Annotated in this window: 9 protein-coding genes and 1 riboswitch; of the genes, 5 read left to right on the top strand and 4 right to left on the bottom strand. The window is 74.3% G+C overall.

The window, feature by feature from the left end; translation table 11 throughout:
- The first annotated feature begins 156 nt into the window (after positions 1 to 156).
- From VIU94_RS36535 to VIU94_RS36520, 4 genes are all read left to right on the top strand, one after another.
- Positions 157 to 1,206: a PLP-dependent cysteine synthase family protein gene (locus VIU94_RS36535; protein WP_331918499.1), complete on the top strand. Its 1,050-nt coding sequence runs from the start codon at positions 157 to 159 to the stop codon at positions 1,204 to 1,206.
- Positions 1,206 to 2,429, top strand: coding sequence for an MFS transporter (locus VIU94_RS36530; RefSeq protein ID WP_331918497.1), 1,224 nt, complete (start codon positions 1,206 to 1,208; stop codon positions 2,427 to 2,429). Before VIU94_RS36535 ends, VIU94_RS36530 begins: the two co-directional genes overlap by 1 nt.
- A gap of 176 nt (positions 2,430 to 2,605) precedes the next feature.
- Positions 2,606 to 3,715, top strand: coding sequence for a PP2C family protein-serine/threonine phosphatase (locus VIU94_RS36525; RefSeq protein ID WP_331918503.1), 1,110 nt, complete (start codon positions 2,606 to 2,608; stop codon positions 3,713 to 3,715).
- 249 nt (positions 3,716 to 3,964) lie between these two features.
- Positions 3,965 to 4,098, top strand: a riboswitch (cyclic di-AMP (ydaO/yuaA leader).
- An 11-nt stretch (positions 4,099 to 4,109) separates the two neighbouring features.
- Positions 4,110 to 5,183 carry a M23 family metallopeptidase gene (locus tag VIU94_RS36520; protein WP_331918495.1) on the top strand — a complete coding sequence of 358 codons (1,074 nt, stop codon included), beginning with the start codon at positions 4,110 to 4,112 and terminating at the stop codon, positions 5,181 to 5,183.
- A gap of 37 nt (positions 5,184 to 5,220) precedes the next feature.
- On the opposite strand, the gene VIU94_RS36515 is transcribed toward VIU94_RS36520, so the two are convergent.
- The 4 genes from VIU94_RS36515 to VIU94_RS36500 form a co-directional block, all read right to left on the bottom strand.
- Entirely contained in the window at positions 5,221 to 6,525 is a 1,305-nt protein-coding gene (locus tag VIU94_RS36515) for a PrsW family intramembrane metalloprotease (RefSeq protein WP_331918493.1), read from the bottom strand.
- A 27-nt stretch (positions 6,526 to 6,552) separates the two neighbouring features.
- Complete coding sequence (trmB, locus tag VIU94_RS36510) at positions 6,553 to 7,272, bottom strand: tRNA (guanosine(46)-N7)-methyltransferase TrmB (RefSeq protein ID WP_331918502.1); 720 nt, start codon at positions 7,270 to 7,272, stop codon at positions 6,553 to 6,555.
- Positions 7,273 to 7,416: 144 nt separating this feature from the next.
- A complete protein-coding gene (lhgD, locus tag VIU94_RS36505; RefSeq protein WP_414721069.1) occupies positions 7,417 to 8,619 on the bottom strand; it encodes an L-2-hydroxyglutarate dehydrogenase in 1,203 nt (400 codons plus the stop codon).
- A 79-nt stretch (positions 8,620 to 8,698) separates the two neighbouring features.
- Positions 8,699 to 10,207, bottom strand: a complete 1,509-nt coding sequence (locus VIU94_RS36500; protein WP_331918491.1) for an NsdA family TPR-like regulatory protein — start codon at positions 10,205 to 10,207, stop codon at positions 8,699 to 8,701.
- A gap of 619 nt (positions 10,208 to 10,826) precedes the next feature.
- Here VIU94_RS36500 and VIU94_RS36495 point away from each other — a divergent pair.
- On the top strand, positions 10,827 to 12,699 hold a 1,873-nt coding region (locus VIU94_RS36495; RefSeq protein ID WP_331918489.1), incomplete at its 3' end, for an asparagine synthase-related protein.

The following is a 12,699-nucleotide window of genomic DNA, read 5'->3' as shown; positions in this document are numbered from 1 at the left end:
GCCCGCCGCCCCGCACCTCGCGTGCGTCCGCGGCCGGGCCGGGCCCGGCCCCGCGCCGGGCAGCCTGCGCCTCGCCCTCGGAGTCGACCGGAACTGAGCCGGGTCACGCACCACGACCCGGCTCCTTTCCGTACCCACTCCCAGGATGTGCACCTCATGAGCAAGTTGCTGTCCACCGCCGAGCAGATCGCCGAGCAGACCGTCGGCAACACCCCCACCCTCTGGGTGGACGAGGGCCCCGGCACCGGCTACTGGGCCAAGCTCGAAGGCTTCAACTTCGGCGGCATCAAGGACCGTGCCGCCCTCCACATGGTCGAACAGGCTCGCCGCCGCGGCGATCTGCGGCCCGGCGCCCCGATCGTCGAGTCGACCTCCGGCACCCTCGGCCTGGGCCTCGCCCTCGCCGGCGTGCTGCACGGCCACCCCGTCCACGTCGTCACCGACCCCGGCCTGGAGCCGATCGTCGAGCGGATGCTCGTCGCGCACGGCGCCCGGGTCCACGTCGTCACCGAGCCCAGTCCGCAGGGCGGCTGGCAGCAGGCCCGGATGGACGGGGTCGCCGAGCTGCTGCTCGCCCTCGACGGGGCGTGGTGGCCCAACCAGTACCAGAACCCCGACAACCAGCAGGCGTACGGCGGGCTCGCCGCCGAGCTCTCCCAGCAGCTCGACCGGATCGACGTGCTCGTCTGCGCGGTCGGCACCGGCGGCCACTCGGCCGGTATCTCCCGCGCGCTGCGCGCCACCAGCAGTCCCGCGCTCGAACTCGTCGGCGTCGACAGCATCAACTCCACCGTCTTCGGCCTCCCGGCCGGGCAGCGGCTGATGCGCGGACTCGGCTCCTCCATCCATCCCGGCAACGTCGACCACGACGCCTTCGACGAGGTCCACTGGGTCGCGCCGGCCGAGGCGGTCCAGGCCGCCCGCCGGCTGGCCGCCCGGCAGTTCGCCACCGGCGGCTGGAGCGTCGGCGCGGTCGCGCTGGTCGCGGGCTGGCTGGCCCGCACCCGGCCGCGCGGCACTCGGATCGCGGCCGTCTTCCCCGACGGGCCGCAGCGCTACTTCGACACCGTCTTCAACGACGACTTCTGCGCCGCGCACGGGCTGCTCGACGGCCCGGTGCGGGAGGAGCCCGTCGGGTACGAGACGACCGGCGGCGCGGTCACCGGCTGGACCCGGCGCGCCCTGAACCGGGAGCGTGTGCGGTGATGCGGATCGTGCGGCAGAGCCGCGGCTTCGATCCGGCCGTCCGGCTGCTCTTCCTCAACCAGCTGACCATCAACCTCGGCTTCTACATGCTGATGCCGTACCTCGCCGCGCATCTCGCGGACGGGCTCGGCATGGCGGCCTGGGCGGTCGGACTCGTCCTCGGTGTCCGCAACCTCTCCCAGCAGGGCATGTTCCTGGTCGGCGGGGCGCTCGCCGACCGGCTCGGGTTCAAGCCGCTGATCGTCGCCGGGTGCGCGCTGCGCACGGTCGGCTTCGGCGCGCTGGCCTTCGCACAGTCGCTGCCGGTGCTGATCGCGGCCTCGGTGGCGACCGGGCTCGCGGGCGCGCTGTTCAACCCGGCCGTGCGGGCGTACCTCGCGGCGGAGGCGGGGGAGCGGCGCGTGGAGGCGTTCGCGCTGTTCAACACGTACTACCAGGCGGGGATCCTGCTCGGGCCGCTGATCGGGGTGGCGCTGACCGGGGTGTCGTTCCGGCTGACCTGCACGGTCGCGGCGGTGCTGTTCGCGCTGCTGACGGCGGTGCAGTTGCGGCATCTTCCGGCGCGGTCGAAGGACAGCGGGCAGGCGGCGGCTGACGTCCGGGGCCAGTTCCGGGTCGTGCTCGCCAACCGGTCCTTCTGGCTGTTCTCGCTGGCGATGACCGGCTCGTACGTGCTGTCCTTCCAGGTCTACCTGGCGCTGCCGCTGGCGGCGGGCGGCACGACGGCGACGACCGCGCTGTTCGTGGTCTCCGCGCTCGTCACCCTGGGCGGCCAGTTGCGGATCACCGACTGGTGCCGACGGCGGCTGACCCGGACCCGCTGCCTGGTCCTCGGGCTCGGGCTGATGGGCGCGGCGTTCCTGCTGCCCGCGGCGGTGCGCGGGGTGGCCGGGCTGCTGCTGTGCGCGGCGGTCCTGGCGGTGGCGAACGCGGTGCTCTACCCGTTCGAGATGGACACCGTCGTCGCGCTCGCCCGGGACCGCTGGGTGGCCACCCACTACGGCCTCTACAACACGGTCTGCGGGATCGGGATCACCCTGGGGAACCTGGGCACGGGCGTGCTCCTCGACGCGACCGGGGTCCGCTCGCCGGTGCCGTGGCTGGTGATGTGCGCCGTCGGCGTCGGATGCGCGGGGGCGGTGGCGCTGCTGTCGCGCGGCGGGCACCTGGCCGCGCCCGAGCCGAAGGGGGAGGAGACGGCGGCGGTGACCGCGACGGGCTGAGCGCGTGCGGTCGTCCGGGGGTCCCGTGTCCCCCGGACGGCCTGCGGCGGGTCGCCGTGCGGCGCGGCTCCGGCCAGCCTGAGTGGGGCGGAACACCGTCCGCAGCCCAGGCGGAGGGCAGGAGACGACAGGTGGGGCGACGAACGGCGGACGGCGGGACGGGCGAGGCGAGCCCCATGCCGCGGACGCGGCGGTTCGTACGCGTCCTGCCCGCGCTCGTCATCGTCGGCGGGGCGGTCTTCGACCTGTCGACCCCGCCGGAGTTCACCGCCGCCCCGTTCTACTCCGCCGCCCCGCTGATCGCCGCGCCGTTCTTCTCGTTCCGCACCACGCTGCTGACCGCGATCGTCGCCGTCGTGATGAGCGTGGCGCTGCACACGTACAACGGGACGGCGACCGATGTGCCCGCGATCATCGAGACCCTCACCGTCCTGACGGTCTCGGCGCTCGCGCTGCTGATCAACCGGGTAGTGCAGCGCAGCGGCGAGCGTCTGGCGTCCGCGCGGGTCATCGCCGAGGCCGCGCAGAAGGCCGTGCTGCCCGCGCCGGCCGAGCGGATCGGCGGACTGCACATCGCCGCGCGGTACGAGGCGGCGCAGGCCGACGCGTTCATCGGCGGCGACCTGTTCGCCGTCCAGGACACGCCGTACGGGGTGCGGCTCGTCGTCGGCGACGTCCGCGGCAAGGGGCTCGACGCGGTCGAGGCGGTGGCGGTCGTCATCGGCGCCTTCCGGGAGGCCGCCGAGCAGGAGAGCGGCCTGGACGGCGTGGCGCAGCGGCTGGAGCGGGCGCTGGCCCGGGAGGGCACGCGGCGCGACACCCTGGACGCCTTCGAGGGCTTCACCACGGCTGTGCTCGCCGAGATCCCGCGCGACGACGGCCGGGTCCGGATCGTCAACCGCGGGCACCCCGAGCCGCTGCTGCTGTACTCGGACGGGGGCCTGGAGCGGCTGGAGCCGACCGTGGCCGCGCTGCCGCTCGGCATGGGCGACCTCGCCGCCTGGCCGGACCATGTCGACGAACGGCGCTACCCGTCGGGCGCGACGCTGCTCTTCTACACGGACGGGCTGACCGAGGCGCGCGGCTCGGACGGCGTCTTCTACGCCCCGGGGGAGCGGCTGTCCGGACGGATCTTCCCGGGGCCCGACGAACTCCTGGACGCCCTGGTCGACGACGTGCGCCTGCACACCGGGGGCGGGTCGACGGACGACATGGCGCTGCTCGCGGTCAGCCGGCCGGCGGAGGGTCAGCCGGAGCGGCGCCGGACGATGCCGGTGGTGCCGTGAAGAGAGCGCCGTGACGATCCGTAGCCGCAGGATCTCGGAGAGATAACGGCTGACGAATCGTCAGGAGGTGAACGCTCGGGGCAGGGTGGTCGAGGGGTGGTCAACTCGCCCGTTTCCACCCTGTTGTGACTGGTTAAGTCCAGGCCAATGGCCGGAACGATCAAGAGGAACAGCTTGGAATCGGACCCGGGTGTCTATTAACGTTCGATAACGCAGCGCGGTCGTCCCAGTCGTCGCAAGAGACGGCACCGTGCGCGTGCGCCGAATCCCGCAAGGGAACCGGGGAACCACCTCTTGGGGTGAATCGGGTCGAACCTGACCCGTAGGAGACCTTCCTGCTCCGAACCCGTCAGCTAACCCGGTAGGCGAGAAGGAAGGAAAGGAGTGCGCCTCCGTGGCGTCCAACCCTGCTGCTCCCCCTACCCACTTCGACCCGTACGGCGCTCCCGGCGCCCCGAGCGGAGGTGGCGAGTGGGAGGAGTGGAACCCCGGTGAGGACACGCTCCGCCCGCCGGTCCGCGGTCGGCACCGCGTCGTCAAGCAGCGCAGCATCGCCCGCAGTTCCACCGTCCTCGGCGTCGGCGTCATCGCGGCGGTCGGCGCGGGCGGCATCGCCACCGCGCAGGACAAGCCCCCGGTCGCCATCTCCTTGCCGGACATGGGCCTCCCCGAGGTCGACCTGCCCGAGGCCAAGGACCTGCCCGGCGTCGGCGACCTGATCTCCGACGGCGACAGCAACGGCGGCGGCGCGAGCCTCGCTGACAGCAACCTCGAACCGCTCACCAACGCCTCCCTGACCGCCCCCGCCGCCGACGGCGAGCAGAGCTCCGCCGAGGCGGGCGGCGCGGGCGAGGCCCTGCGCGCCCGCATCCTCCAGCAGGCCGAGCAGGCCCAGGCATCCGCCGACGCCGAGGCCACGGCCGCGGCGGAGAAGGCGGCCGCGGAGAAGGCCGCCGCGGAGGCGAAGGCCCAGCAGACCGCCGCGACGGCGGAGGCCGCCGCGCAGAAGAAGGCCGCGGAACTGGCGGCCGCCAAGGCGGAGGCGGACCGGCTGGCCAAGCTCGCCGCGAGTTACTCGCTGCCCACGTCCTCGTACACGATCACCTCGACGTACGGCCAGGCCGGCTCGATGTGGTCCTCCGGCTATCACACCGGCCTGGACTTCGCCGCGCCGACGGGCACCCCGGTCAAGGCCGTGCACAGCGGCACCGTGAAGTCGGCCGGCTGGTCCGGCTCGTACGGCTACCGGATCGTCCTGGAGCTGGAGGACGGCACCGAGGTCTGGTACTGCCACCTGTCCTCGATGACCGTGGGCGCGGGCCAGTCCGTGGGCACCGGCGACACCATCGGCCGCGTCGGCGCGACCGGCAACGTGACCGGCCCGCACCTCCACCTGGAGGTCCACACCCCGAGCGGCGCGGGCGTCGACCCGGCGGGATGGCTGCAGTCCAAGGGCCTGTCGGTCTGACCTCCGCGGATCGTACGGGCCTGAGGGCCGCGGCGCGTCAGCCGCGGTACGGATTCGGGCCCGCGTAGTCACGGTGCGGCGGCGGGGTCGAGACGCGGCCCGTCGCCCGCGCCGCGTACGTCAGCGCGGGCGCGGCGACCGCCTTGCGCTGCCACAGATGGTGCAGCAACTCCTGCTCACGCGCAGGGAAGTCCGGGCCCGCCGCGCCGCGGTGGGCCCGGTCGCGCAGGAACGCCAGGGTGGTCGCGAAGGTCTCGTACTCGCGGACCGCGCGCGCCGCGGCGGGGCCGTGCGCCCGGGACGCGAGGGACCGGGCCAGCGCGCGGGCCCGCATCGAGGAGAGCGCGAGGGGCTCGGCGGGGGTGAGCCAGCCGGCCGCCGCGTACGCCGGGAGCCGCCCCGATATCGTGCGCAGCTCACGCTGCCGGGTCCAGATCGCGAGCCAGGTCAGCAGGGCGAGGGCCGGCACCATGAAGGCCCCGTACACCGCGAGGAAGCCGAGCGGGCTGTGGACGGCCGAGCCGTTCCACAGCGCGTGCACCCCCATCGCGAGGAGCAGCCCGCCGAGCGGCAGCAGGACGCGGCGGACCCGGTGCCGGCGGGCCGTGGCGGCGGCGAGCCCGAAGCCGATGCCGGTGCACACGGTGAACAGCGGGTGCGCGAGGGGCGTGAGCACGATCCGCCCGAAGAAGGTCCCGAAGGTCTTGGAGCCGAGGACGCTCGCGCCGTTCGCCAGGTCCTCGCCGAAGGCGCTGCCGAGATAGAGGATGTTCTCGGTGAAGGCGAAGCCGGTCGCGGTGAAGCCGGCGACGACGACGCCGTCGACGAGGCCGGTGAAGTGCCGGCGGCGGAGCAGGAACAGCAGGAGGACGGCGGCGGCCTTGACGCTTTCCTCGACGATCGGGGCTACGTAGGTCGCGCCGAGCGCGAGGAGGTCGTCCTCGTCGGTGGTGGTGGTGGCCGTGGCGATCCAGCGGATCGCGAAGGTGTTCGCGGTGAGCGCGATGAGCGCGGCGGCGCCGGAGCCCCAGGCGAAGGCGAAGATCAGGTTCTTCCAGGGGCCCGGATCGACCCGGTCGAGCCAGCGGAACGCGGCGAGGAGCAGCGGGACCGGGAGCACGGCGAGGCCGATGCCGACGAGGAAGCCCTCGGTGCCGGTCTTCTTGCGGAGCAGGACCAGGATTACCAGGCCGCAGAGCGCGAGCACGGCGAAGACGGTGGCCGCGCGCAGGGCGGGGTGGTGCCGGAAGGCGTGCACGGGCCGGTAGCGCCACTGGGCGCGGTCGCTCGGCGCGGTGGGCGGGGCGTCGGCGTCCGCGGTGGGCACGGGGTGATTCGGCACGGTCCGACGCTAGCCGAGGGGTGGGGGCTACTTCCTGCGAAAAAGAAGATCATGCACCCGGTGCCCCTTGTCGAGACCCTGGCCCTCGAAGCGGGTGAGGGGCCGGAAGGCGGGGCGGGGGGCGTAGCCGCCGTCGGGGGCGGTGTTCGCGAAGTCGGGGTGTGCGGAGAGCACCTCCAGCATCTGCTCCGCGTACGGCTCCCAGTCCGTGGCGCAGTGCAGGACGGCGCCGGGCTTCATCCGGGTCGCGACGAGGGTGAGGAACTCGGGCTGGATGAGGCGGCGCTTGTGGTGGCGCTTCTTCGGCCAGGGGTCGGGGAAGTAGACGCGGACGCCGTCGAGGGCGTCGGGGGTGAGCATCTCGCGGAGCAGGATGATCGCGTCGCCGTTGGCGACGCGGACGTTGTCGAGGTTGTTGCGGTCCGCGAGGCCGAGGAGGTTGCCCTGGCCGGGGGTGTGGACGTCGACGGCGAGTATGCCGGTGTCGGGGTCGGCGGCGGCCATCTGCGCGGTGGCCTCACCCATGCCGAACCCGATCTCGAGGACGACGGGCCGCCCGGTGAACATCTCATCGAGGTCGAGGACGCGGTGCCCGTCGATGTCGAGCCCCCAGTCCGGCCACCGCTTCAGCATCGCCTCGGCCTGCCCGGCGGTCACCCGACTCCGCCGCGGCTGAAAACTCCGAATCCGCCGCTCATGATGCGACCCGGCGGGATCGGGCGAGGGCCCTTCACCGGGCGCGAACATACGGCTGCCGCGGCGGGGGGCGGGGGCGACGGTTTCACGAATCTCAGACACAGTGCGACCAATTTTACGGGCGGGAGCAAATTGCGGGCCGTGCGGCAGGGCGCGGGGCTCCGCTCCGGGCCGTGCGGCAGGGAGTGGGCCCCGCTACAGGAACGCCAGGGCCCGCGTCGCGATCTCTCTGCCGATGGGGAGTGACGCCGTCGCCGCCGGGGACGGGGCGTTCAGGACGTGGATCGTGCGGGGGGACTGCTTGATCAGGAAGTCGTCCACCAGCGTGCCGTCGCGCAGGACCGCCTGGGCGCGGACGCCCGACGGGGCTCGGCGGAGGTCGGACTCCTCCACCGAGGGCAGCATTCTGCGGACCGCTTCCGTGAAGGCGCGCTTCGAGACCGAGCGACGCAGCTCCCCCGCCCCGTACCGCCAGTGCTCCCGCGCGATCCGCCACGCCCCGGGCCACGCCAGCGTGGCCGCCAGCTCGCCAGGGTGGAGGACCGTCCAGCCGTAGCCCTCGCGGGCCAGCGCCGGCACCGCGTTCGGCCCCACGTGCACGCCGCCGTCGACGCCGCGCGTCAGATGCACCCCGAGGAAGGGGAACGCCGGATCCGGAACCGGATACACCAGGCCGCGCACCAGCGACGGCCGCGTCAGCTCGTAGTACTCCCCCCGGAACGGCACAATCCGCATCCCCGGGTCGTCCCCCGCCAGCCGCGCCACCCGGTCGCAGTGCAGCCCCGCGCAGTTCACCAGGACCCGGGCCCGCACGATCCGCCCGTCCGCCGTGCGCACCGCCACGCCCCAGGGCCGCCGGTCGACCGCGACGACCTCCGCTCCGTACGCGATCTCCGCGCCCGACGCCTCCGCGAGCCGCGCGGCCACCGCGCCGAAGTCGCACACCCCCGTCGTCCCGACGTGGATCGCCGCGATCCCCCGCACCCGCGGCTCGTACTCGCTGATCTGCGCGGGCCCCAGCTCCCGCACCGGGATCCCGTTCTCCCGGCCCCGCTGCACCAGCGCGTGCAGCCGCGGCAGCTCGTCCCGCCCGGTGGCGACGATCAGCTTGCCCGTGACCTCGTGCGCGATGCCGTACTCCGCGCAGAACTTGACCATCTCCGCTGCGCCGGCGACCGCGAACCGCGCCTTCAGGGAGCCGGGCTTGTAGTAGATCCCGCTGTGGATCACCCCGCTGTTGCGCCCTGTCTGGTGCCGCGCCGGGGCGAGCTCCTTCTCCAGGACGGTGACCCGCGTGCCCGGCCGCGCGCGCGTGAGCGCGTACGCCGTCGACAGGCCGACGATCCCGCCGCCGACGATCAGCACATCGCAGTCGTACGCATACCTGGACCCGGACACCAGTGCCACCTCCCACCCCGATAGTGCACTGGCCCACTGACAATCCTGTTAAACGCCGCTCACCGAGTTGGGACGTGCGTCACGCCGGCGTCATCAGCAGCGGCCGCGCCCGCTCCCGCAACTCCATCACCCGCGGCTCGTCGCCGTACGGCTCCAGGCGGTGCAGCAGGTCCCGTACGTACTCCGTCGTCCGGGCCGACGAGATCCGGCCCGCGACCTCCACCGCCCGGACCCCCGCCGCGCACGCCGCGTCCAGGTTCCCCGACTCCAGCTCCGCCACCGCGCTCACCACCAGGCGTAAGCCGTGCGAGCGGACGAACTCCTCCGTCGGCCGGGACAGCGCCTGCTCCGTGAACCGCCGCACCTGCCGCGGCGCCTTCAGGTCCCGGTAGCACTCGGCCGCGTCCGCCGCGAACCGGTCCTCCGAGTAGAAGCCGAGCCACGACGGGTCCCCGTCGCCCTCCCGGGACCGCTCCAGCCAGCCCTCGGCCGCCTTGAGCGCCGCGCCCGCCGCCGCCGCGTCGTTCGCCTTCGCGTGCGCCCGCGCCTCGACGAGCCGGAAGAACGACATCGTGCGCGCGGTCGCCAGGCCCCGGTTGCGCTCCAGGGCCGCCTGGGCCAGGTCCACGCCCTCGTCGGCGAAGCCCCGGTACGTCGCCTGCAGCGACATCGAGGCGAGCACGTACCCGCCGAGCGGCACGTCCGCGGCCGCCCGGGCGAGCCGCAGCGCCTGGATGTAGTACCGCTGCGCCGCCTCCTGCTGCCCGGTGTCGAAGGCCATCCAGCCGGCCAGCCGGGTCAGCTCCGCCGTCGCGCCGAACAGCGCCCGGCCTACCTCGTCCGAGTACGAGCCGAGCAGCAGCGGCGCCGCGTCCACCCGCAGGCACTCCGGCACCATCGAGGAGCGCCAGTCGCCGCCGCCGTACTTGGAGTCCCAGCGGCGCGCGTCCTCGGCGGCCTCGCGCAGCTTGGCCACGTCGCTGTGGCCGACCCGTGCGTACCCCTCGTCGGAGGCCTCGGGGGCCGCGGCCTCGGGCGCCGGGGCGTCACCGGCCGCCCGCTCACCTCCGCCGCTGCTCACAGATCCCGCCACCGCGCCGACCGCCGGAACCTGGCGCTCCACCGACGAGTCGGCGGGGGTTATCAGCCAGCGTGAGGCGGGCGTCGCGTACGCGCTGACCGAGAACGACCCGGCGAGCGACTGCCAGATCCCGCCCCCGCCACCGCGCCGACCGGCGAGATCCAGCCGGTACAGCTCCGTCGCCGAGCGGACCGCCTCGCCCACGTCGCGCGGGAAGGCGAGCCCCACCTCGGGCGCCGGGTCGGCGTCCGCGAGCCCGATCTCGTGCAGAGGGACGGGGCGGCCGAGCTTCTGCCCGATCGCGGCGGCGATCAGATGCGGGGCGGCACCCTGCGGCACCATGCCCTTCGACACCCACCTGGCCACCGACGTCTTGTCGTAACGAAGCGTCAGACCGCGCTGCGCGCCGAGGTCGTTCACCCGCCGGGCGAGCCCGGCGTTGCTGATTCCCGCGAGGGCGAGAACCGTGCCGAGCTTGTCGTTCGGCCCGCGTTGTTCCCTGGACATGCGCCACCCCTCGACACACAGACGGCCGCCGCGACGCCCGGCATAGGCGCGCGGCATTCGTAAACCCAGCGTAGTTCGCCGCATCCCTACCGTTAAGAGGCGGTGTTCCCTATGGCGGGATTGTGGTGCGCTCAGGTGGATGGCCGAGGGCCGTCGGCCGGTCCTCGTGCTCCGGGCGTGTGGCCGTGCGCCCACCTGTGCGCTCTCGTCGGTGGCTGCGGGGAGCGCTTCCATGAGTGGTGCGTGGGTCGGCCCGCTGCGCGAAGCGGCAGTGGGCTGGGGGATGCCGCCGCCCCAATCCCCGCGGGCGGCGGAAGGGTCCGGGAGGCGAGCGGCGCCTCCCGGACTGTCACTGAGCGCCGCACGCGGCGCCCTTCGTCCCACGACACACCCGAACCGTCACGCGCCGAGATTGGCCGAATGCCGACGGTGCGCGTCCAGGGTGTGAACCGTCGGCAACTGGCCAATGCCAGGGGCGCATTCGCGTTTTGCGTGCGCGACCCGGAGCCGCTCCTGTGCGCCCTTTGTCGTGGCAGCATGTTCTCCACTGGACCTGACTGGACCCTGGCTGGGCCTGACTGGGCCTGACGACAGTTGTCCACAGTCTGTGGAGGCAGCGATGCGGTGGCTGGTGGGCTGGAGCAGTATCGCCGCGCGCTTCGGTACGCGTACGCGGGTGGGACCGGCGGGCTACCCGGATGCTGTGGGCCCTTTGGGCTCTGCGGGCTCGTCGGGCTCCGCGGGCGCGGTCGGCGACGAGTCCGAGGGGCTCACCCTCCACCCCGTCGGGGCCCAACTCCTGTGGGGAGACCCGGATCCGCTCTGGGCGGTCGGCGACTGGCGTCCCGACGAGGTCCGCATTGTGTCCGTCGACGCCGACACCCGCCTCGCGGTGCTCGGCTGTTGCGCCGCCAGCGACGAGCAACTGAAGGTGGCGCTCTTCGCGGCGCGCGGCGGCGCCCTGCGGCATCTCACCGCCTGGGCGGGCAGTTACACCGTCGTCGTGCAGGCCGGCCGCCGGATCACCGTCACCGGCGACCTCGCCGGCGCGCGGCCCGTGTTCCACACCCCGTGGGCGGGCGGCACCGCGTACGCCACAGCCGCCCTGCCGCTGGCCGACCTCATCGAGGCGCAGCTCGACATCGGGCACCTCGCCGCGCTGCTCGCCTGCCCCGAGACCCCGGAGGCGCTGCGCGACTCCACCCCGTACGAAGGGGTCCGGCGGATCCCGCCCGGCCACGCGCTCGTACTGCGCGAGGGCTCGCGCGAGATCACCGGGTACGAGCCGGTCGCCTCGCTCGCGGTCGCCGCGCCGGAGAAGGACCCGCGCCGGTCCGTCGACGGGGTGCGGGACGCGCTCGTCGAGGCCGTGCGAGCGCGCCTCACCGCGCCCCGGCACGCGCCGGAGACCCTGCCGCCGGACCCGGGGCCGGTGCCCGGCATGGGGCCCGCCGACCGGCGGGCCGCCCGGGGCGCGGGGCCCGCGCCCGGCATCGGGGCGGACCTGTCGGGCGGCAGCGCGTCGGGCACCCTCGCACTGCTCGCCGCCGGGCTGCCCGGGGTGCCGGGCACGATCCTGGGCCACGGAACGGGCGCGGGCGAGCGGCTGCTCGCGGTCACCTTCAACGACCTGGCGACGCGGGGCCGGGAGGACGAGCTGGAGCGGGCCCGGGTCATCGCGGCGAACCCGCGGCTGCACCACGTCGTCGTCGCCGCGCGCGAGGAGGCCCTGCCGTACGCGGAGTTGGAGGGTCCGCTCACCGACGAGCCGGGCCCGTCGCTGGTCATCGCCGAGCGGCACCGCAGGCGGCTCGCGGCCGGCAGCGCGGACCACTTCACCGGGCTCGGCGCCCGGCAGGTCCTCGACGCGCACCCGGCGCGGCTCGCGGACCTGCTGATGGACCGGCGGCGCAGGTCCCTGGTGCGCCCGGTGACCGCGCTGGCGCGGGCGACCGGGCCGTCGGCGGAGGCGCTGCTCGTGCCGCTGACGGTGTACCGGGCGGCCCGGCGGCTGGCCCGTACGCCGTACCGCACCGGCCTGGAGACGGCAGCGGCCGGCCTCCTTGAGGCGAACCGCACCGCGCAGGCCGCGAACGGGCCGCTCGGGGCCTCGCTCGCCGCGCTGACCTGGGCGCGCCCGGGGCCGGCGGCGCGCTGGCTGACGGGGGAGGCGCTGGCGGAAGTATCGGTTCGCCTCAACCGGGCGGCGACGCTGCCGACATCGGTGCAGCGGCCGGGCGAGTCCCGGGCGCGGGCCGCCCTGGCGCGGGCGGCGGCGGACCACCGGATCCTGGAGCAGGCCGCGGAGATCCGCAGCCAGCGGCTGCACGCGCCGTTCCTCGACAACCAGGTCGTACGGGCCTGCCGCGAGCTCCCCGAGGCGCTGCGGGTCCAGCCCGACGCCCGGGCGACGATCCTGCGTTCGGTCCTCGCGGGGGCCGGGATCCACGAGCTGCCGCCGGGCTGGGGAGCGGCGGGCGGCGCGCCCGCGG

Origin of the sequence: Streptomyces sp. (genome assembly GCF_036566765.1) — a bacterium.
Lineage (GTDB): Bacteria > Actinomycetota > Actinomycetes > Streptomycetales > Streptomycetaceae > Streptomyces.
This window is presented reverse-complemented; position numbering and strand designations above follow the sequence as displayed.

Coding starts and splice junctions, on each gene's coding strand:
- VIU94_RS36535 (WP_331918499.1), top strand. CDS start 157: ATGAGCAAGTTGCTGTCCACCGCCGAGCAGATCGCCGAGCAGACCGTC.
- VIU94_RS36500 (WP_331918491.1), bottom strand. CDS start 10,207: ATGTCCAGGGAACAACGCGGGCCGAACGACAAGCTCGGCACGGTTCTC.
- VIU94_RS36530 (WP_331918497.1), top strand. CDS start 1,206: ATGCGGATCGTGCGGCAGAGCCGCGGCTTCGATCCGGCCGTCCGGCTG.
- VIU94_RS36525 (WP_331918503.1), top strand. CDS start 2,606: ATGCCGCGGACGCGGCGGTTCGTACGCGTCCTGCCCGCGCTCGTCATC.
- trmB (WP_331918502.1), bottom strand. CDS start 7,272: ATGTTCGCGCCCGGTGAAGGGCCCTCGCCCGATCCCGCCGGGTCGCAT.